Consider the following 18896-nt stretch of genomic DNA (forward strand, 5'->3'; position numbering starts at 1 on the left):
GCGGTCAGCGGTTCCCGACCGACCCCTGGAGGACCCGTGATCGACGTCGAGCTCCCGTCCGGACCCGCCTCGGGTGCGCGCACCCGGGGGTTCGCCGCCTGCCTGGCGTCGGCCACCGAGGTGCCGGTGACCGACCTGCCGCTGCCCGAGGAGGACCTGGCGCACGCACTGGGCGCCTGGCGGACCTGGCTGGCCGAGCACGGGTCAGGGCTGGTGCCCATCGCCGACCCCGTGCGCTTCCAGTGGCCGGGGTGGTGGATCGCCGTCGTGGCGCGGCCGGCCGGGGCGGAGGTGGCCGTGCTCGCGTTCGGCACGCCACCCGGTGTCGTGCTCAGTCCCCAGGCGCCGGACCTGCTGGGTCGGGCCACCGCGGACCTGCCCATCCGTGCGGCCTACGCCGTCGCCTCCCTCGACCCGGTGCTCCGCCGGCGACCGGTCGGAGCGGACCTGCGCGGCACCGTCGAGGGCCTGGCCGTGGCACCGGCCGCCGAGGCGCCGATGCAGCTGCTCGACGTCGCGCAGGCCGCCGCCGGGCGCGGCCTCGAGGGCGACCGCTACGCCTTGGGAGCCGGCACGTTCACCCCACGCGCCGGCCGGCGTCCCGGCTACGACCTGACCCTGATCGCCGCCGAGGTGCTCGACGAGCTGGCCGCGGCCGGGCAGGACCTGGACTTCGCCGGCACCCGGCGCAACGTCCTCACCCGCGGCGTCGACGTCGACGCGCTGGTCGGCCGGCGCTTCCACATCGGGGACGTGCTGTGCGAGGGGCGCCGGCTGTGCGAGCCCTGCGTCCACCTCGACCGGCTCAGCGGCCCGGGGCTGCTGCGGCCGCTCATCCACCGCGGCGGGCTACGCGCCGACGTCCTCACCGACGGGGAGATCCGGCTGGGGGCGCCGGTCGTCTCCGTCTGACCGGGCGGGTCGCCGCGGCCCGAGGCCTCCCTGCGCCGTCCTCACCCGGGGACCGGTGCGGCGCCCCGGGCCGCGGTCCGGGCCAGCGCCACGGTCGCGACGGCCATGACGACGACGAGGACGCCGACCAGCGCCCACTCCACCCCGTCGGCGCGCAGCCGCTCGCCGAGCACCCCCACCCCCAGCGCGACTGCGACCACCGGCTCGCCCACGGTCACCGCGGGCAGCGAGGCCTCCAGGGCGCCGGACTGGTAGGCCGACTGCTGCAGCAGCGTGCCGCCGCCCATCGCCGCGGCCAGCAGCCAGGTCTCCCAGCTCGTCAACAGCACGGGCAGGCCGTCGTCGATCAGGCTCACCACGCCCTTGGTCAGCGCCGCCCCGACGCCGTAGGCCACGCCCGCGGCCACGGCGAGCAGCACCGCCCGTGCCGTCCCCCGGCGGACCGCCGCGGCGGCCAGGCAACCGCCGACCAGCACGCCGAGCCCGACCCACGCCGGCAGCCACGGCCGCCAGCCGACCCGGTCGACGCCCGCCGTCGGCTCCCCCACCACGGCGAAGACCGCCAGCGCCAGCACCAGCAGCGCCGCCCAGACCCAGTCCGCCCGGCGCAGCCGACGGCCGCCCCAGCGGGCGCCCAGGGGCAGCGCGACCAGCAGCGTGGTGACCAGCAGCGGCTGCACCAGCAGCAGCGAGCCCAGGCCCAGCGCCGCCGCCTGTGCCGCGAACCCCGCGGTGTCGCACAGCGTCCCGGCCCACCACCGGGGGCTGCGCGCCAGGGCGAGCACCAGCCGGCCGCCGCGGGCGTCGGGGACGTCGGCGGCCGAGCGCTGCTGCACCGCCGAGGCCACGGCGAACAGGACGGCGGCGAGCAGCGCGAGCGCCGCGGCCAGGCCGTCCACCGCGCCATGCTCCCGGGCCGCGTCCGCCCCGGCTACCCCCCGCGGACCTCCTCGACCGGGTGGCCGGCCGCGGCCACCCGCCACCCGCCCCCGGGTGCGCGCGCCCAGCCCTGGCCCGGCCTGAGCAGCTCCACCGCGTGACCGCCGTCGACGGCCCGGTGGGCCACCCGGCGCTCCCAGCGCGGGCCGGGCGAGGTCCGCCCGGGCTCCCGCGACTCCAGCCCGACGGCCATCACGCCGTCGCCGGGCAGCGGTACCGCCGCCGGGTCGGTCGACGCCGCGCCGGGTGCGGCGACGGTCCAGGTCACCTCGTGCACCCGGCCGCGGGACGACGCCTCGTCCAGCGTCTGCTCGTACGTCCGGTCCCCCGCCCGGAGGTACGCGACGGCCACCGGGTGGTCGGTGGGGTTGGTCATCCGCAGGCGCAGCGTCACCGCTGGCCCGGCGTCCACCCCGAGCCGCTCGAGGGTCAGCGGTCCACCGGAGACCCGGCCCGGCGGCACGTCCTCCGACAGCCGGTGGAGGGTGCGGTCGGGGAAACGGGCCGCCACCGCCAGGTCGGCCGCGCCGCGCTGCTCGGCGTAGAGCACCGGCTGCTGCAGCGACGGGTCGTTCTCCAGGAAGGGCGTGCCACTCCGGAAACCGAGGTCGCCGCGCCGCGGGAGGAAGAGCACCGCGTCGTCGAGGTCCGCGGCCGTGACGGCCCGCTGCACCGTCCGGTAGTAGTCGGTGACGGCCCGGTTGCCGGCCACCGCGTCCGGCAGCGACAGTCCGGTGAGGGCGGTCATCGCCACGACGAGGACGGCGGTCAGCGGGCGTGACCACCCTGCCGCCCGCCGTCCCACCCAGGTCAGGCCGGCGGCCCCGAACACGGCGAGCGGCACCACCACCGGCAGGTGGTAGAAGGGCCCGAAGAGCGCCAGCCCGTCCCACAGCGTGCTCATCGCGTAGGGACCCCAGAACGGCAGGTAGCCCAGCGGCACCACCACCGCCAGCGCGGCGACCGCCCAGCGCCCCGCGCCGCGCGTCCGGACCAGCCCGAGGACGGCGAGGGTCACGAGGACCACGCCGCCGAACACCCACGCCGGCGTCCCGCGCGCGTTGGCCAGCAGCCCCGTGACCCCGTCGGCGGGCGTGAACGGCACGGTGGACCGCGGGAAGACGCCGCGGTCGCCGAAGCCGAAGGTGTCCTGCGGGCCGGTCACGGTGAACGGCAGCCGCAACGGCCCGCCCACGACGACGGCGTTGTAGACCAGCGTCAGGGCCAGCACCGGCACGGCGCCCGCGGCGACCCGCAGCACCAGACCCGGGCGGGACAGGCCGCCCCGGTCCCGCACCAGCAGGACGGCGAGCGCGAACGGCGCGACGGTGAGCAGCGCGTCGAAGGGCCGGGCGAAGGCCGCGACGCCGGCCACTGCGCCCGCGGCGACCAGCCGGGGTGTGGAGCCCAGCCGCGCTCCCGACAGCAGCAGGACGGCCGCACCCAGGCCCAAGGCCAGGGAGAACAGGTAGGGCAGGAAGGTGCCGCTCTGCACCACGACCACGGGCGACAGCGCGAACAGCGCACCGGCGGTCAGGGCGACGGCCCGGTCGCGCAGCACCTCGGCAGCCAGCAGCGCGACGAGCACCGCGGCCGCCGCGGCGCTGACCGCCAGCGCCGCCCGCGGCGAGCCGGTGAGCAGGTCGCCGGCAGCGATCACGCCCGGCCACGGCGGCGTGTACTTCAGCACGACCCGGTCGCCGACCACCGCCGAGGCCCAGGGTCGGAACGCGTCGGAGTCGGCGGGGAGGGTGACCGCGCCGGTCTGGAGCAGCCGGGCCATGGCGACGTAGACCGAGTCGTCGCGGTTGAGCGAGTAGAGCGGAAAAAGCGCGGCGTTGGTCAGCACGGCCAGGGCCCCGGCGACGACCGCCAGGACGGCGAGCGCCGCCCGCCACCTCCCCGTCGTCATCCCGCGCGAGTGTAGGGACGACCCGTCCCGAGGCTCACGCCGAGCGTTCGAGGCGTGAGGAGGACGGGGTGCTTCACCGGGACGCCGCCGCTCCGGCCAGCACCCCGAGCGAGTTGGTGGCCAGGTGCAGCAGGGCCGGCGCGAGCAGGCTGCCGCTGCGCAGCCGCAGCTCCGCGAACAGGACGCCGGCCGCCGCGGTGCCCAGACAGGCCAGCAGCACCGCACCGGTGCGCGCCAGCGGCCCCTCGGCCAGGTCGTTGGCCGACAACGCCGCGAGCGTGGGGCGGACGTGCCAGATGCCGAACAGGGCGGCGGAGGCCGCGGTCGCACCGCGCCGGGGTAGCAGTCGGCCCAGCGTCGCCAGCAGCACCCCGCGGAAGGCGACCTCCTCCCACAGGACGGTCCCGAGCGGGATCCGGACCAGCGCCTGCGCGGCGAGTTCCCCGCCGTCGAGGCCGGCCACGCGGGCGTCGCCGAGCAGCGGCCGGAGGGCCGGGACCGCCAGCGCCGTCCCGTAGCCGGCCGCCACCACCGCGGCGCACGAGCCGCCCCACCGCGCTCCCGCGGCGAGCCGCCGGCGGTCGAGCCCCAGCTCGCCCCAGGACAGCCCGCTCGCGCGGGCGGCGGCGAGCAGCACCGCCGTCGCCGCGACGTTGGCCACGACGTAGGAGGCGGGCCGGCCCGGGAGCCGGTGCACCACCAGGTTGTTCCAGGCGCCGAGCGCCGGCACCAGCACCGCGGCGAGGACCAGCACCCTCCCGCGGCCCGTTGCGCCACCATGCACGGATGCGGTGTTCCCGCTCCGCGCGCCGGCTCACCACCGTGGCGGCGGCCGCGGCCTGCGCCGCCGCGGTGGCCGTCTCCGGCGAGCTGTCCCCGGGCGCCCTGCTCGCCGTGGCCGCCGCCGGCGCCGTCGTCACGGCCGTCGGCCTGGCCCGGCGGGCGGGCGCGGCGGCGGCGCCGGTCGGCCGGCGTGGGCTGCCCTGGCTCGGCTGGCTGGCCGCGGCCCTCGCCTGGGAGGTGGTCACCCTGGCCGACGACGACCTGCCCACGCTCAGCGACCTCGCCGACCCGCTCCTCGCCGACCCCGTCCTGCGCGGCGCCGCGGTGCTCGGCTGGCTCGCGGTCGGCGGCTGGCTGGTCACCCGTCCCGGTCCCCGGCGGCAGGAGTGAGCGGCGCCGCCGGGTTCGCCGTCCTGCTGGCCGCCGCCCTCGCGCTGGAGGTCGCCGGCCGCCGCGGCACGGGACCGGCGACCGTCGCCGACGCGGTCGGGGCCGCCATGCGGACGACGCCGGGGCGGGTCGCGGTGCTGCTCGCCTGGGTGTGGCTCGGGGTGCACGTCCTCGCCCGCTGACCGGGTGCCCGCGGCGGTACCTCCCCCGCCACGACTCGGCGGCGGCCCGTACGGGTAGGGCGAGCCCGACCGTCGCCCCGTCCCCGGAGGTCGCCATGGCCGACCCGGCCCTCGCCCCCGAGGCGCACCCGTGAGCGAGTGGTGGCGGCGCGGCGCGGTCTACCAAGTCTACCCGCGCTCGTTCGCCGACTCCGACGGCGACGGCGTGGGTGACCTGCGCGGCCTGCGGGCCCACCTGGACCACCTCGTCGAGCTGTCGGTCGCGGCGGTCTGGCTCTCGCCGGTGTTCCCCTCCCCGATGGCCGACTTCGGCTACGACGTCGCCGACCACTGCGACGTCGACCCGCTGTTCGGCACGCTCGCCGACCTCGACGACCTGGTCGCCGACTGCCACGCGCGAGGCATCCGCGTGGTCCTGGACTGGGTGCCCAACCACACCTCCGACCAGCACCCGTGGTTCCGCGCCTCGCGGTCCTCGCGCGAGGACCCCAGGCGGGACTGGTACGTCTGGCGGGACGGCGCCCCCGACGGCGGGCCGCCCAACGACTGGCGCTCGGAGTTCGCCGCGGTCGGCCCGGCCTGGACGTACGACGAGCCGACCGGCCAGTGGTACCTGCACTCCTACACCCCGCAGCAGCCGGACCTGGACTGGGAGAACCCGGAGGTCGAGGCCGCGATGCACGACACGATCCGGTTCTGGCTGGCCCGCGGCGTCGACGGGCTGCGGATCGACGCGCTGCAGCGGCTGGCCAAGGACCCGCTGCTGCGCAGCAACGCCGGCTCCGACCGCCGGCACGACCAGGACTGGAGGACCGCGCACGAGCGGCTGCGCGGCATCCGCCGGGTGGTCGACGAGTTCCCCGACCGGATGGTCGTCGGCGAGGTGTACCTGCTCGACCTGCGCCGCGTGCTGGCCTACCTCGCCGGCGGCGACCAGCTGCACCTGGCGCACAACTTCGTCTTCGTCCACCTGCCGTGGGACGCCGGCGCCTTCCGCACCGCCATCGAGGAGTTCGAGGCGCAGGCCGAGCCCGAGGCCTGGCCGGCGTGGTTCCTCGGCAACCACGACCACCCCCGCATCGCCACCCGCTACGACGACGGCGGGCACGGCCCGGCGCGGGCACGGGCGGTCGCGCTGCTGCTGACCGCGCTGCGCGGCACGCCGTTCCTCTACCAGGGCGACGAGCTGGGGCTGCCCGACGCCGTCGTCCCGCCGGACCGGGTGGTCGACGTCGACGGCCGCGACCCCGAGCGGGCGCCGATCCCCTGGCGGCCGCCGTCCGTCGCCGGCCCCGGCGCCGGGTTCACCACGGGCGAGCCCTGGCTGCCGCTGGTCGCCGACGCCGAGCGGCTGTGCGTCGAGCGCCAGGCTGCCGACCCGGCCTCCACGCTGTCGCTGGTGCGCCGGCTCGCCGCGCTGCGCACGGCCTCCCCCGCCCTGCAGGCCGGCCGGCAGCGCATGCTCGACGCCGCGCCCGGCGTGCTGGCCTGGCTGCGGGAGGACGGCGACGAGCGGCTGCTGGCCGCCGTCAATCTCGGCCTCGAGCCGCGGACCCTCGCCCCGGACGAGGAGGCCACCCTGCTCGTCTCCACCGACCCCGCCCGGCCGTCCTCGGCGGTGCGCGACCTGGTGCTGCAGCCGGACGAGGCCGTCCTGCTGCGCCTGCACGGCGGCTGACCCGCTTGTCGGCGGACCGCCCGCGGCACCACCATCGGCGCCGGCCGAGGCCGCGGGCGCGGAGGGGGCGGGGTGGACGTCGATCTCGAGATCCTGCCCGGCCTGTCCGACCGCCGGGCCGTGGTCGGCTGGATGGTGCTGGCGTTCCTGGTGACCTTCCTGGTCACCCGGTTCATCACCCGGGCCATCCGCACCGGCCGAGGGCCGTTCCGCGACGCGAGCGTCGGCGGCGTGCACGTGCACCACGAGGTCTACGGCATCTTCCTGCTGCTCGGGACGGGCACCCTGGAGTTCACCTACCGGCCGGGGCCGCCGTGGGTGCAGCTGCTGGCCGTGCTGTTCGGCGCCGGTGCCGCCCTGACCCTCGACGAGTTCGCGCTGTGGCTGCACCTCGAGGACGTCTACTGGAGCCGGCAGGGTCGCAGCTCGATCGACGCCGTGCTCGTGGCGCTCGTCGTCGGTGGGCTGCTCCTGGTCGGCGCCAACCCGTTCGACGCGGACGACGCCGGCAGCGGCTTGGTGTTGTGGATAACGGTGGGGGTCAACCTGCTGTTCGCCCTGGCCGCGATCGCCAAGGGCCGGGTGGTGCTGGGCGTCATCGGCGTCTTCGTCCCGCTCGTCGCGCTCGTCGGTGCGGTGCGGCTGGCCCGGCCCGGGTCGTTCTGGGCGCACCGCTGGTACCGGTCGGGCTCGCACCGGCGGGCCCGCGCCGAGGCCCGCTTCCCCGCCGGCCGCCGGACCCGCTGGGACGCGCTGGTCGACCTGTTCACCGTGGTGCCGCCGCGGCACGCGCCCGCGGCGCCCGCCCCGCCGTCGTGAGCTACAGCTGCACCGCGACCGTGGCCGCGAGCTCGCGGGCGGCCTCGAGGTCGGCCAGGCCGGGGGCGCCGGTGAGGCTCAGCGGCGCGGCGACCTGCTTCCAGCGCAGCGCCCCGGTGATCCGCTCGATGCTGCGCAGCGCGCCCGCGGTGTCGTCGTTGCCGTGCACGTAGACGCCGTAGGGCAGCCCGCCGGTGGCGTCCAGGCACGGGTAGTAGACGGTGTCGAAGAAGTGCTTGAGGGCCCCGGACATGTAGCCGATGTTGGCCGGCGTCCCGAGCAGGACGCCGTCGGCAGCGAGCAGGTCCGCGGCCCCCGCCGACAGGGCCGGCCGCACCTCCAGCTCGACCTCCTCGACCATCGCCACGCCCTCGCGCACCGCCTCCAGCACCGCCTGGAGGGACGGCGAGGGCGTGTGGTGGACGACGAGCAGCCGGGGCACCCAGGCATCCTCCCCCGGCCGGCCACGGCCGCCGGGCCCCGTACACCTCCGCGGCGTGGTCGGAGACGACGAGGTGGCCCTCGCCGGCCAGCCAGTGCGCCGTGCGCCGTGCGCCGTGCGCCGTGCGCCGTGGCAGCATCGCGGCCAGCACCCGGCCCAGCCCGACGGACACCTGCCAGTCCCGCCGGTCGACCGGGCCGGGCCGGGCCTGCGGGGAGCGCGGGACCGCCGCCGGCCGCAGCGTCAGCGGGGTCACCCGCCGTCCCGGCTGCGGGTCCGACCGGCCGAAGCCCGGCCGGTCGGGGACGACGAACCGCACCCCCAGCGGCGGTGGTCCTCGGGGTCCTCGACGTGGCGCTCCAGCTGGGGCTCCGACCGCACCACCCCGGGGCGGTCACCCCTAGCCTGCGGCGGGTGCGCACCGACCGGGGACTGGACCGGCTGATCACGTTCCTCGACGCCGTCGTGGCGATCGCGATCACGCTGCTGGTGCTGCCGCTGGTCGACGTCATCCCGGACGAGGGCGCGACCGTCGACCTCGGTGACCTGCTCGCCGAGGAGGCCGGCCGGTTCGGCGCCTTCGCGCTGAGCTTCGCGGTCATCGCGCAGCAGTGGCTCGTGCACCACCGGATCGTCGAGCGGGTCGGCTCCTACGACATGCCGTTCGTGCTGGTGAACCTGCTCTGGACGCTGACGATCGTGCTGCTGCCCTTCGCCACCGAGGTGGCAGCGGTGTACGGCGACTCCCGGCTCGCGATCGGGATCTACATCGGGACCATGACGCTGAGCTCGGCCTGCCTGACCCTGCTCACCCTCTTCCTCGTCCGGCACCCGTCCCTGCGCCGTCACGGCGCCGACCCGGCGGAGGACGACCTGCCGGGTGCGCTCCTGGTCACGGGCACCTTCGTGCTGGCCCTCGTCGTGGGCGTCGCCGTCCCCGCGATCGGTTACCTGGCGCTGTTGCTGCTCTTCCTGCCCGACCGGGTGCGCCGGCTGCTCGCCCGCCGGGCGGGCTGAGCCGCCCGGCCTCAGACCTCCTCGACGGCCACCCGCCCGGTGGACCGTTCGACCAGCCCGACGACCACCACGGCCATGACGACCGCGGCCAGCCCGCCGACCACGACGGCCGCCGGCAGCTCCAGCGCGACGTCCACGGCGGCGACCGCGGCCGCGACCACCGGCCACCACAACCCGCGTCGCGCCCCCTTCTTGGACATCCCCGCCTCGGTGAAGGACACCGACAGCAGGTAGACGACCACCCCGCCGGCCAGCACCAGCCGGGTGCCGGTCGGCACCTCGCCCTCACCGCTCTGCACGACGGCCAGCTCCAGCCCCGCGCCGACGGTGGCCAGCGCCAGCGTCAGCGGCAGCTGCCCGAAGACGTACACGTCGTGGGCGTGGTCGCTGCGCTCCCCGCCCACCTCGCTGAGCAGCTGCTTGGCGCGGGCCCCGGCCAGGTCGAAGTAGCTCCACCACAGCGCCGCGGCCAGCACGAAGCCGAGCGCCGCGACCAGCAGTCCCGAGCCGGTCCAGTGGGCGTCGTGCAGCCCGTGGGCGATGCCGGCCACCGACTCACCGAGCACCAGGATCACGAAGAGCGCGAACCGCTCGGGCAGGTGCTCGACGTGGAGCGGGACGTCGGCCGACGACCGGGTGGCCAGCAGCGGCACCAGCACCTCGACCAGGACGGCGGCGGCCCACAGGGCGAAGCCGATCGGCCGCGGCACCGCGAGGGACACCGCCCACAGCAGCGCCCCGACGGCGGTGCCGGTCATGTACAGCCGGGCGATCGGCCGGGCACCGGGCACGTGCCGGTACGCGCGGAGGTACTGCAGCAGCAGCATGGCCCGCAACACCAGCTGGCAGCCCACGAAGATGCCGAAGTAGGCGCCGGTCGCCTCGGTGGCGGTGGCCGCCATCCCGACGACGGCCGCCATGCTGCCGAGCTTGAGCAGCCGGTAGACGACGTCGTCGTGGTCGAACCGGTTGGCGTAGAGGGTGGAACCGACCCACGCCCACCAGACGGTCGTGAACAGGCCGGCGAACACCAGCTCCCCGTGCCAGGTGACGTCGGCACGGAAGTCGATGGCCAGCTCCGCGACGACGAGGACGAACGCCAGGTCGAAGAAGAGCTCCAGGCGGGAGGCCGAGCGCTCGTCGTCGGTGCGCAGCTCCGGCGCGCGGACCAGGCCGCCCGTCAGGGCGCCGAGGACGGATCGGGGCGAGCTGCGGTCGGCCACGACGCTCCCGGGGTCGAGGGGGTGCGCGCTCCCGTACCCCGGCCGCGGAGTGGCCACGCCGGAGCGCCGTTCAGCGCCGGAAGTCGTGCGCCTCGTCGTAGCCGTAGTCCCCCGCGGCGTCGTCGCGGCGCTCCTCCGCTGGGGTCTGGCGGGTCTCGCCCACGGGCGGGGGCCCGCCCGTCACCTCGTGCGCCATGTCGTAGGAGAGGTCACCGGTCGGTTCGCGCGGGTCGGGCTCCATGTCGGCTCCTCCTCGCCGGGTGCGTCGGGGCCCATGCTCGCCCGGTCGCCGGGAGGGGCACAAGGGGACCGGGTGGTCCGCCGGTGCGGGCCGGGGGTCAGCCCGGCTCCCTGCTGGGCGCGCCTCCCGGGCTCCTCGCACCGGTGCCGATGACGGTGCAGACGGCGTAGGGCTCGGGGAAGGAGCTGAGGTCGAGGGCCCGGCGCAGGAAGTCCGCCCCCGAGGAGCCGCTGGTCCCGGTCCTCGCGCCGATGGTCCGCTGCACCGTGCGCAGGTGGCGGAACCGCCACCGCTGCCGGTTGTCCTCGACGTCGACCAGGCTCTCGCAGGCCTCGTAGACGCCCCACGGCGTGTCCTCGGACTCGTAGACCTCGCGGAGGACGGGCACGAGGTCCGGCTGGTGGGTCCACGGCTGGCGCACGTCCCGCTCCAGGACGGCGGCGGGCACCGCGAGGCCGAGCCGGGCGAGCAGCCGGAGGAATTCGTCGTAGACGGTCGGCGTCTCGAGCAGCCCGGCCAGCAGGTCGCGCACGGCGGGCTCCGGTCGAACACCGCGAGCATGCCGGGGTGCTTGTTGCCGAGGACGAACTCGACCGCGCGGTACTGGTGGGACTGGAAGCCCGACGCGTTGCCGAGGGCACCGCGGAACTGGGCGTACTCGCGCGGGGTCAGGGTGGCCAGCACCGACCACTGCTCGATCAGCGTCCGCTCCACGTTCTTGACCCGGGCCAGGCCTTGAGCGCGGGGGCCAGCTCGTCGCTCGCCAGGTGGTGGCAGGCGGCCCGCAGCTCGTGCAGCACGAGCTTGAGCCACAGCTCGCTGGTCTGGTGCTGGACGATGAACAGCAGCTCGTCGTGGTGCTCGGGGCGGCTGCGCGGGTGCTGGGCGGCCGGCAGGTGGTCCAGGTCCAGGTAGCCGGCGTAGGTCATCGCGCCGCCGAGGTCGGTGCGGATCGAGCCCTCCAGCGGCCGCACCGAGCTCGACGGATCCGGGTCCGACGGCGCCACGGCCGTCACCGTAGCCCTCAGCGGCTGCGGTAGAGGCGGGTCGTGACCGGGAGGAACACCGCGGTCAGCGCCGCGGCCACGGCCAGGGAGACGGCGATCGCGGTGCCGTCCGGAGTGCCGGCCATGAGCGAGCGCGACGCCGTGGCCAGCACCGAGATCGGGTTGACGTCGACGAACGCCTGCAGCGGGCCGGGCAGCGTGGCCGGGTCGACGAACACGTTGGACATGAAGGTCAGCGGGAACAGCACCATGAACCCGCCGTTCAGGACCGCGCTCGGGGAGCGCAGCACCAGGCCGAGCGCCGAGTACACCCACGACAGCCCGAACGAGAAGACGACCACGAGGCCGAGCGCCAGCAGCGCGCCGACCACTCCGCCCTCCGGCCGGTACCCGAGGACGACGCCCAGCACGAGGATCACCGTGCCGGCGACCACGTACCGGACGCTGTCGCCCAGCAGGGCCCCCAGCAGCGGCGCCGGCCGCCAGATGGGCAGTGACCGGAACCGGTCGACGACGCCCTTGGTGAGGTCGGTGTTGAGCGCGACGCCGGAGTAGACGGTGGTGAACACGACCGACATGACCAGGATGCCGGGCAGCACGTACTGCAGGTAGGCGCCGGTCGAGCCGGCGAGGGCACCACCGAACAGGTAGGTGAACATCAGCACGAACAGCACCGGCGTGATGGTGACGTCGATCAGCTGCTCGGGGACGTGCTTGACCTTGAGCATGCCGCGCCAGCCGAAGGTCAGCGCGGTCGACAGCGGCCGGGGCCTGGGCGGACGCGCCGTGGAGGCGATCGCCCGGCGGACCGCGGCGGTGTCGGTGGTGCCCGGGGTGGTGGTGGCGGTCATGACGCCTGCTCCTCGCGGGTCGCGTCGGGCGGCTCCTCGGCCGCGTGGCCGGTGAGGCCCAGGAACACCTCGTCCAGGCTGGGCTGGCCGAGGGAGAACTCGGCGATGCCGAGGCCGGCGCGGCCCAGCTCGCCCACCCCGAGCGCGGCGAGCCCGGCGTCGGGGCAGACCGCCGAGAGCGCGGCCGGGTCCGGCTCCAGCACCACGCTGCCGACCGCGGCCTCGAGGATGCGGGCGGCCGCCGCCCGCTGGGTCGGGTCGAGCAGCCGGACGTGCAGCGCGCCGGTGCCCACCGAGGCCTTGAGCTGGCCCGGGGTGCCCTCGGCGATGACCCGGCCGTGGTCGATGACCACGATCCCGTCGGCGAGCTGGTCGGCCTCCTCCAGGTACTGGGTGCAGAGCAGCACCGTCGTCCCCTCGGCCACCAGCGCCCGGACGATCTCCCAGACCTGACCGCGCGAGCGCGGGTCGAGCCCGGTCGTGGGCTCGTCGAGGAAGGCCAGCTGGGGAGTGACGACGATGCTCGCGGCGATGTCCAGCCGCCGGCGCATGCCGCCGGAGTAGTGCTTGACCAGCTTGCCGGCGGCGTCGGCGATGCCGAAGGCCTCGAGCAGCTCGTCGGCCCGGGCGCGGGCGGCGGCCCGGCGGTGGCCCAGCAACCGCCCGATCAGGACGAGGTTCTCCCGGCCGGTGAGCTCCTCGTCGACCGAGGCCAGCTGGCCGGTGAGGCTGACCAGGCCGCGCACGGCGTCGCCCTCGGCGACCACGTCGTGGCCGAGGACGCGGGCGCTGCCGGCGTCGGGCGGGACGATCGTGGCCAGCATCCGGATCGTCGTGGTCTTGCCCGCGCCGTTGGGCCCGAGCATGCCGTAGATCGTGCCGGCGGGGACGGCGAGGTCGATGCCGGCCACGGCCCGGGTGTCCCCGAACGACTTGGCCAACCCCGTCGCCTCGATGGCGAGCGTGCTCCCTGCGGTCATCCCGACCCCCTCGAGCGCTGTGCGGCGCAGCCTGCCCCGTCCCTACGACGAAATGTGCGCGCCGGAGTCATCGGACCGCCACCGGATTTCCTGCCGGCGATCGTTGGACCTCGAGTGCAGTCGAGGTCAAGCGTTGGCTTGGCTCCCCAGGGACGGTGCGGTACAGAACAGGGGTGGCGGTGGCGCCGGCCGGCCGGCCGGTGCAGGTCGACCCTCCTGCACCGGTTCGTGCCAGGCCGGATGCGCTCCCCCCGGAGGTGCAGGAGCTGCACCTGCGAGCTGGCGACGTCGGCGAGCAGGGCCTCGTTGACCGAATGCGGGAGCGCGGCCTGGAGATCCGCGCCGGTCTCGCTGTCGGCGCCGTCATCAGCGCGATCACGGAGACGCGGGGCACCGACGGCCGAACGGCTCGAGCAACAGTTCCCGGCAGAGCGATGGGGGGAGGAGGAACGCGTGGTCGGCGACCTCGGGAACGGACTGGCCTTCTTGGACGCCACCAGCGGGACACCACTGCACGAACTCTTCTGCAACGTCGACCTGCCGGACTGCCCCATACAGGAGACGGCTCACCAGGCGGGGCTGCAACTGCTGTGCGTCGCACGGACCCTGTCGTGCCTCTACCTCTCCAGTGAGCGACAGCCGGCGATGGCGGCGATGGCGGCGATGGACGTACTACACGACCAGGTGATGAGCACCGGGCTGTTGATCCCGCGGGGTATCCCCGATGTACAAGGCGGCTCCATCCCCGATGTACGAGGCGGCTCCGCCGAGCAGGCTCTCTGCAATCTGCGCATCCTGGTGAACGGCTGGGGCTACCGGCTCTTCTCGGTGACCGTCGAGCAGCGAGCCACGGCGGTAGCGGCGATCGGCATCCGCGACCGTGCCACGTGCGTGCCGGTCAACACACGGTTCTCCGAAGCCATGGAGCAGGTCGTCCGACTGCTGGCGACCCTCGCGACCAGTCGCGATGACCGAGCGCTGCGTTGGGTCCGTCCGGCCGTTCAGGTCGCCTCCCTGAGGGCCGCCGGAGCCCTCGAAGGAGCCGTGACGGGCGAGACGTTGTCGACCCTGGGCCTCTGGAAGCGGCAGTCCGAGTATGCGAACCGGGTACTGAGCAGGAGGAGCGGGCTGCACGTGCTTCTCGGCGTGGTCGATGCCGACCCGGGTCCGGCACCCGCCATCCGTCGGCTCCTCCCGGGCGTCCCGTTCGACCCTTCGGCACTGGGCGAGGAGTGGCGGGCGCTCGACACGGTGTTCTGCCTCGTCACATCGATCCTGGAGTCGGGCGACGCCACGGACGTAGTGTTCGATGACGCCGCCGGCGCCGCGGTGAGGCTGCTCGTCCTGAGGGGCCGCTTCCGCCCTCGCTCCATCGGCGTGGGGCCTCCGGAACGAGCCGGTGAGCAGGCGGGATCCTGGATCTGAGCGGGGTTGCCGGAGGACGGGTCCCTGACGACGGATCACGGCGGACGTGGTGATGCCGTCGGGGACCACCCGAGCCGGTCATGGCTCCGGTCGAGCCGCCTTCCCTAGGGCGAGGCGGCTCAGCTGGTGCGTCGAGCTGCGCCTGGCGTCCACCACGGCAGCTGGACCGGTCGAGCAGGTGGTCGACCTGACGGGCGGGTCAGCGCTCGAGGCAGCAGATGACGTCGATCTCGCAGTGCCCCTGATGCGATGAAGGAGCGGGGCCTCCGCTCCTTCATCGCATCAGGCGGTCGGACGGCGTGTGTGCTCAGCTCCCGGCGCGGCCGGTGGCGACGTCGTCCTGCTCGGTTCACCGCCATGCCCGGATCGGCGAGGACTCCGACGGCCTGCACGCGAACATGCGGGGCTCCCCCGTCATGAGCGCGGCACTCAGGGCAGCGTCACCGAGTAGAACAACGAGACCTCTTGCACGCCGATCAGCGAGCCCGCCGGCGCCGGGGAGCCGTCCACCGAGCTCAGGGTCACGGTCAGCTCATTGCCCTTCGGCCTGAGGAGTCCCTCGCGGATGGTCTCCGTCCACCCCCGCTTGCCGGTCTCGAAGAAGAAGTCGGCTCCGATCGGACTGTTGTTGAGTTTCAGGTCCACCCTGATGCTCTCGTCCTTCTTCATGAATGGCCTCAGCCGGCAGATCAGGACCGAGGGGAGGTTCTCGTCCTCGTCGAGAGCGTCGAAGCACGGAAAGGTCTGCTGCGGGGCTGCGGCCTCCACGAGGAGCTCGTTGTCCTGGACGACGACGTAGGCAGCGACTGTGGTCGGCATGAGGGTCTCCCGATTCCGGACCCCGCGCGGTGCGGAGCCTCTGCGACCCCTCGGGGGCCTACTCGACAGAGGCAGCGCGACTCCCGCTGATACCGCGCCGAACCCGGGTCCCCCCCCCGGTCGTCCGCGATGGCGCCCGTGGTGTCGACCCGCCCCCGAGGAGTGCCTCTCCCCTCGGGCTGAGCATTCGCGAGGGCCACGAACTCGGTCGTCTGAGGGGGATCGAGCGGCTACGCCTCTTCGCGCGGGCGCTGGGCCTCGCCTGCCGCTTCGGCGTCCTCCCCTGTCTCGGCGTCCGCCCCCCCACCGAAGTGGACGTCCACCTGTTGGTGCTTCACCGCCCGCTGGGCGCGCGCCGCATCGGCGAACACCCGCTCGTCGCCCTCGGTCAGGTCCTTGTGGTCGACGAAGGGGGTCAGCAGCGCCCGGGGGTACAGGTGGTCCACCCGGACGGCGTCGATCTCCACGCACAGCATCAGCGCGACCGCGGCCAGGTAGATGAACGCGAACAGACCGAGGACCAGGGCGAACACCGCGTCGACGGCGCTGGCGTTGGCCACCACGCGGGCGACGTAGACGCCGCCGAAGGACTGCAGCAGCTGCCACAGCACCGCTGCGGCCAGGGCACCGGGGAGCACCTGCCGGGTGGTCAGCCGGCGGACGGTGGTGATGCGGAAGCCGAGCACGAAGACCGCGGCGTTGGCCAGCACCGAGGCGACCGTCAGCAGCACGGTCAGCCACCCGCTGAAGCCGCCGTAGGCCGCCGCGCCGCTGCCGAGGGCGGAGAGGACGGTGCTGGCCAGCACGAGCAGGCCCAGGGTGCACAGCAGCAGCAGGCTGCGCCCGCGGGAGGTGATCGGGTCCGGCCGGCTGTGCCGCGGCACCGCCCACACCGTGTTCATCGCGTGCTGGATCGCCTGGCCCATGCCGAGGGCCCCGTAGAGGGCGACCAGCCCGCCGACGACGAGCCCGGTGACCCCGCCGCCGAGGCCCTCCGGCCGGGCCAGCTGCGGCCCGATCACCGGGAACTCCGCCAACGCCGAGTCCAGCAGCCGCTGCTGCAGCTCCGGGTCCCCGGCCAGCACCAGGCCCAGCACGGTGGCGAGCAGGAGCAGGGTCGGGAAGAGCGACAGGAAGCCGTAGTAGGTGATCAGCGCCGCGAGGAAGTGGCCGTCGTCGTCCATGAACTTGTAGAGCACCGCGATGGGGAAGCCGGCCGCCGGGTGCCGGCGCTGGAACCGGTCGACCCGCTGGGTCCACCTCATGGCCGACAGCCTGCCGCCTCAGGCGGTAGGAAGGGGACATGGCCGACTCCTCCCCGTCCCTCGCCGAGCTCGCCGCCGAGGAGGAGGAGCTGCAGTTCGGCAGCTTCACCAACGACGACGCCTGGGACCTCGGCGCGGCGCTGGTGGCGGCCGCCCGGCGGGACGGCGCCCCGGTGGCGGTCGACGTCAGCCGGCACGGCCACCAGCTCTTCCACGCCTCGCTCCCGGGGACCAGCCCGGACAACGACTCCTGGATCCAGCGCAAGACCCGCGTGGTGCAGCGCTTCGGGCACAGCAGCCTGCACGTCCGGCAGGCCTCGATCGAGCGGGGGACGACGTTCGAGGCGGAGTTCGGCCTCGACCCCGCCCTCTACGCGGCCCACGGCGGGGCGTTTCCCGTCGCCGTCCGCTCGGTGGGCCCGGTCGGCGCCGTCGTCGTCTCCGGGCTGCCGCAGCTCGAGGACCACCGCATGGTGGTCGCCGCCATCCGGGCGCACCTGGGCCGGTGACCCCCTCGGCTCGCCCCGACCGGCGGAGTCAGCCGCGTCCCAGCCGGGCCAGCACCCGGGTCGTGCGGTCGGCGTCCGCCGGCGGCTCGGTCCCGGGCCGGCAGATGCCCTCCGTGTAGAGCGCGTCCCCGAACGCGTCCGCCCCGGACTCCACGCGGTCCAGCTCGATGTCGGTGAGCGCGGGGTCCCCGCCGACCGACCGGGCGACGTCCCAGCGGTGCACCACCATGTCCCAGACGTAGAACTGCTCGAGGGTCGCGCCGACCGTCGTCGGCCCGAAGAAGCCCTCGTACGCCTGCTCCGCGACGGCCGGGTCGGCGACCGCCGCCGCGACCCGCGCGGCGTGCGCGCGCCAGGCCGCGGCCGGGCCGGCGTCGACGTCCGGCTCCTGACCGAGGTCGACGCCGCGGCCGGTGAGGAACTCGCGCTGGGTCTGCACGAGGTGCCGGACGACCTCGCGCACGGTCCACCCCTCGCAGGTCGAGGGCCGGTCCCACGCGTCGGTCGGGACGGCGTCGAGGACGGCGGTCAGCGGGCGGTCGGCCGTGGTGTAGGCGGCGGCGATGGGGGTCGTCATGGCCGGGACGATAGGAGCCGGGCAGGGTGGGGTCTTGATGGAACCCGACACCGCCCCGCGCCCCCTGGACTCCGTCGAACGCGCCCACCTGCGCGCCCCCGGCGACGCCTCGCACGTCATGTACCGCTACGAGGCGGCGCCGGGGTTCGCCGGCCTGCTGCAGCGGTTCTGGATCCCGGTCTGGTCCGTGCCGCCCAGCAGGGAGGCGCCGCAGCACGTGCTGCAGTACCCGGTCACCCTGCTCGTGGTCTCCGGCGACTACGCCCGCTTCTACGGCGTCGTGTCCGGCCTGTCGACCACCACGCTGACCGGCGACGGCTGGGCGGTCGGGGTCATGTGCGCCCCGGCCGCCGGCGCGCTCGTCGCCCGCGGGTCGGTCGCCCCGTACACCGACCGGCACGTCCCGCTGACCGAGGTGCTGGGCGACGACGGCGACCGGCTGACCGCACGCGTGCGGGCGGCGATGGCCGGCGACCCGACGTCCCCCGCTGCGCACCGGACGGCGATGGACGCCTTCGGTGACGCGCTGCGCCCGCTGCTGCCCGTCGACGCCGAGGGCGAGCTGGTCAACCGGGTGGTGGCCTTCGTGGAGGGCGACCGCGAGGTGACCCGGGTGGCCCGGGTCTGCGACGCCTTCGGCCTGTCCGAACGGGCGTTGCAGCGGCTCGTGCAGCGCCGGCTCGGGCTGACGCCGAAGTGGCTGATCCAGCGCCGCCGGCTGCAGGAGGCCGCCGAGCGGCTGCGCGTCGGGGGCACGACCCTCGCCGAGGTGTCGGCGCTGCTCGGCTACGCCGACCAGCCGCACTTCAGCCGCGACTTCTCCCGGGTCACCGGGATGACGCCGGGCGCCTTCGCCGCCCGCTACACCGGCTGACCCCGCCACCTCTCGTGCACACATGGTGGTCTGCGCGGCCCGGAGACCACG

22 protein-coding genes and 1 pseudogene are annotated in these 18896 nt (G+C 75.2%); 9 read left to right on the plus strand and 14 right to left on the minus strand.

All coding sequences use genetic code 11. From position 1 onward, the window contains the following. Positions 1 to 36: 36 nt before the first annotated feature. Entirely contained in the window at positions 37 to 912 is an 876-nt protein-coding gene (locus tag BLW63_RS27205; RefSeq protein WP_211516955.1) for an MOSC domain-containing protein, read from the plus strand. A gap of 41 nt (positions 913 to 953) precedes the next feature. On the opposite strand, the gene BLW63_RS01150 is transcribed toward BLW63_RS27205, so the two are convergent. The 3 genes from BLW63_RS01150 to BLW63_RS01160 all read right to left on the minus strand — a co-directional run bounded on the left by BLW63_RS01150 (position 954) and on the right by BLW63_RS01160 (position 4517). Beyond that, a complete protein-coding gene (locus tag BLW63_RS01150) occupies positions 954 to 1811 on the minus strand; it encodes a DMT family transporter (protein ID WP_091150583.1) in 858 nt (285 codons plus the stop codon). Between the two features lie 32 nt (positions 1812 to 1843). Beyond that, the gene (locus BLW63_RS01155) at positions 1844 to 3763 is read right to left on the minus strand and encodes a glycosyltransferase family 39 protein (RefSeq protein WP_091150586.1); all 1920 of its coding nucleotides are present in this window, start codon (positions 3761 to 3763) and stop codon (positions 1844 to 1846) included. 73 nt (positions 3764 to 3836) lie between these two features. Further along, on the minus strand, positions 3837 to 4517 hold the full coding sequence (locus BLW63_RS01160) for a CPBP family intramembrane glutamic endopeptidase (RefSeq protein WP_091150588.1): 681 nt from the start codon (positions 4515 to 4517) through the stop codon (positions 3837 to 3839). 32 nt (positions 4518 to 4549) lie between these two features. Between BLW63_RS01160 and BLW63_RS01165 the strand changes: the two genes are divergently transcribed. The 4 genes from BLW63_RS01165 (at position 4550) to BLW63_RS01180 (ending at position 7615) form a co-directional block, all read left to right on the plus strand. Further along, the gene (locus tag BLW63_RS01165) at positions 4550 to 4936 is read left to right on the plus strand and encodes a hypothetical protein (protein ID WP_091150590.1); all 387 of its coding nucleotides are present in this window, start codon (positions 4550 to 4552) and stop codon (positions 4934 to 4936) included. After that, complete coding sequence (locus BLW63_RS01170) at positions 4933 to 5118, plus strand: DUF6186 family protein (RefSeq protein ID WP_091150592.1); 186 nt, start codon at positions 4933 to 4935, stop codon at positions 5116 to 5118. The genes BLW63_RS01165 and BLW63_RS01170 overlap by 4 nt, the downstream gene beginning before the upstream one ends. 130 nt (positions 5119 to 5248) lie before the next feature. Beyond that, positions 5249 to 6796 (plus strand): alpha-amylase family glycosyl hydrolase, encoded by a 1548-nt coding sequence (locus BLW63_RS01175; RefSeq protein ID WP_091150594.1) that lies wholly within the window; start codon positions 5249 to 5251, stop codon positions 6794 to 6796. Between the two features lie 72 nt (positions 6797 to 6868). Further along, on the plus strand, positions 6869 to 7615 hold the full coding sequence (locus BLW63_RS01180) for a hypothetical protein (protein ID WP_091150596.1): 747 nt from the start codon (positions 6869 to 6871) through the stop codon (positions 7613 to 7615). Between the two features lies 1 nt (position 7616). On the opposite strand, the gene BLW63_RS01185 is transcribed toward BLW63_RS01180, so the two are convergent. Beyond that, a complete protein-coding gene (locus BLW63_RS01185) occupies positions 7617 to 8057 on the minus strand; it encodes a flavodoxin family protein (protein WP_091150599.1) in 441 nt (146 codons plus the stop codon). Between the two features lie 414 nt (positions 8058 to 8471). On the opposite strand from BLW63_RS01185, the gene BLW63_RS01190 reads away from it, so the two are divergent. Next, complete coding sequence (locus BLW63_RS01190; protein WP_091151146.1) at positions 8472 to 9074, plus strand: TMEM175 family protein; 603 nt, start codon at positions 8472 to 8474, stop codon at positions 9072 to 9074. Between the two features lie 11 nt (positions 9075 to 9085). Here BLW63_RS01190 and BLW63_RS01195 read toward each other — a convergent pair whose 3' ends face one another. The 7 genes and pseudogenes from BLW63_RS01195 to BLW63_RS01210 form a co-directional block, all read right to left on the minus strand. After that, on the minus strand, positions 9086 to 10297 hold the full coding sequence (locus BLW63_RS01195) for a low temperature requirement protein A (RefSeq protein ID WP_170856579.1): 1212 nt from the start codon (positions 10295 to 10297) through the stop codon (positions 9086 to 9088). Between the two features lie 70 nt (positions 10298 to 10367). Beyond that, positions 10368 to 10538: a hypothetical protein gene (locus BLW63_RS26565; RefSeq protein ID WP_170856580.1), complete on the minus strand. Its 171-nt coding sequence runs from the start codon at positions 10536 to 10538 to the stop codon at positions 10368 to 10370. 97 nt (positions 10539 to 10635) lie between these two features. Continuing rightward, the gene (locus BLW63_RS27210; RefSeq protein WP_211516957.1) at positions 10636 to 11070 is read right to left on the minus strand and encodes a tryptophan 2,3-dioxygenase family protein; all 435 of its coding nucleotides are present in this window, start codon (positions 11068 to 11070) and stop codon (positions 10636 to 10638) included. A gap of 95 nt (positions 11071 to 11165) precedes the next feature. After that, positions 11166 to 11252, minus strand: a pseudogene (locus BLW63_RS28830) (hypothetical protein); the annotation flags it as partial. Further along, entirely contained in the window at positions 11237 to 11545 is a 309-nt protein-coding gene (locus tag BLW63_RS27215; RefSeq protein ID WP_211516958.1) for a tryptophan 2,3-dioxygenase family protein, read from the minus strand. The gene BLW63_RS27215 and the pseudogene BLW63_RS28830, both read right to left, overlap by 16 nt. A 17-nt stretch (positions 11546 to 11562) precedes the next feature. Then, entirely contained in the window at positions 11563 to 12396 is an 834-nt protein-coding gene (locus BLW63_RS01205) for an ABC transporter permease (protein WP_091150603.1), read from the minus strand. Then, positions 12393 to 13376 carry an ATP-binding cassette domain-containing protein gene (locus BLW63_RS01210; RefSeq protein ID WP_091150605.1) on the minus strand — a complete coding sequence of 328 codons (984 nt, stop codon included), beginning with the start codon at positions 13374 to 13376 and terminating at the stop codon, positions 12393 to 12395. Before BLW63_RS01210 ends, BLW63_RS01205 begins: the two co-directional genes overlap by 4 nt. 453 nt (positions 13377 to 13829) lie before the next feature. Here BLW63_RS01210 and BLW63_RS01215 point away from each other — a divergent pair, with 453 nt between their 5' ends. After that, on the plus strand, positions 13830 to 14801 hold the full coding sequence (locus BLW63_RS01215) for a hypothetical protein (protein WP_091150607.1): 972 nt from the start codon (positions 13830 to 13832) through the stop codon (positions 14799 to 14801). Between the two features lie 429 nt (positions 14802 to 15230). Here BLW63_RS01215 and BLW63_RS01220 read toward each other — a convergent pair whose 3' ends face one another. Continuing rightward, positions 15231 to 15620 (minus strand): hypothetical protein, encoded by a 390-nt coding sequence (locus BLW63_RS01220; RefSeq protein ID WP_091150609.1) that lies wholly within the window; start codon positions 15618 to 15620, stop codon positions 15231 to 15233. Positions 15621 to 15850: 230 nt separating this feature from the next. Next, the gene (locus BLW63_RS01225; RefSeq protein ID WP_244522271.1) at positions 15851 to 16885 is read right to left on the minus strand and encodes a YihY/virulence factor BrkB family protein; all 1035 of its coding nucleotides are present in this window, start codon (positions 16883 to 16885) and stop codon (positions 15851 to 15853) included. A 38-nt stretch (positions 16886 to 16923) separates the two neighbouring features. Between BLW63_RS01225 and BLW63_RS01230 the strand changes: the two genes are divergently transcribed. Further along, complete coding sequence (locus BLW63_RS01230) at positions 16924 to 17394, plus strand: heme-degrading domain-containing protein (RefSeq protein ID WP_091150611.1); 471 nt, start codon at positions 16924 to 16926, stop codon at positions 17392 to 17394. Between the two features lie 28 nt (positions 17395 to 17422). Here BLW63_RS01230 and BLW63_RS01235 read toward each other — a convergent pair whose 3' ends face one another. Beyond that, positions 17423 to 17971, minus strand: a complete 549-nt coding sequence (locus tag BLW63_RS01235; RefSeq protein ID WP_091150613.1) for a TIGR03086 family metal-binding protein — start codon at positions 17969 to 17971, stop codon at positions 17423 to 17425. Positions 17972 to 18008: 37 nt separating this feature from the next. Here BLW63_RS01235 and BLW63_RS01240 point away from each other — a divergent pair, with 37 nt between their 5' ends. After that, a complete protein-coding gene (locus BLW63_RS01240; RefSeq protein WP_091150615.1) occupies positions 18009 to 18845 on the plus strand; it encodes a helix-turn-helix domain-containing protein in 837 nt (278 codons plus the stop codon). Positions 18846 to 18896: the final 51 nt, after the last annotated feature.

Source organism: Geodermatophilus africanus, from assembly GCF_900107105.1.
Lineage (GTDB): Bacteria > Actinomycetota > Actinomycetes > Mycobacteriales > Geodermatophilaceae > Geodermatophilus > Geodermatophilus africanus.

Excerpts from the sequence above, each read along its gene's own strand:
- BLW63_RS01225 (WP_244522271.1), bottom strand. The coding sequence starts at position 16,885 with ATGAGGTGGACCCAGCGGGTCGACCGGTTCCAGCGCCGGCACCCGGCG.
- BLW63_RS01155 (WP_091150586.1), bottom strand. The coding sequence starts at position 3,763 with ATGACGACGGGGAGGTGGCGGGCGGCGCTCGCCGTCCTGGCGGTCGTC.
- BLW63_RS01235 (WP_091150613.1), bottom strand. The coding sequence starts at position 17,971 with ATGACGACCCCCATCGCCGCCGCCTACACCACGGCCGACCGCCCGCTG.
- BLW63_RS01210 (WP_091150605.1), bottom strand. The coding sequence starts at position 13,376 with ATGACCGCAGGGAGCACGCTCGCCATCGAGGCGACGGGGTTGGCCAAG.
- BLW63_RS01230 (WP_091150611.1), top strand. The coding sequence starts at position 16,924 with ATGGCCGACTCCTCCCCGTCCCTCGCCGAGCTCGCCGCCGAGGAGGAG.
- BLW63_RS26565 (WP_170856580.1), bottom strand. The coding sequence starts at position 10,538 with ATGGAGCCCGACCCGCGCGAACCGACCGGTGACCTCTCCTACGACATG.
- BLW63_RS01240 (WP_091150615.1), top strand. The coding sequence starts at position 18,009 with ATGGAACCCGACACCGCCCCGCGCCCCCTGGACTCCGTCGAACGCGCC.
- BLW63_RS01220 (WP_091150609.1), bottom strand. The coding sequence starts at position 15,620 with ATGCCGACCACAGTCGCTGCCTACGTCGTCGTCCAGGACAACGAGCTC.
- BLW63_RS01205 (WP_091150603.1), bottom strand. The coding sequence starts at position 12,396 with ATGACCGCCACCACCACCCCGGGCACCACCGACACCGCCGCGGTCCGC.
- BLW63_RS01165 (WP_091150590.1), top strand. The coding sequence starts at position 4,550 with ATGCGGTGTTCCCGCTCCGCGCGCCGGCTCACCACCGTGGCGGCGGCC.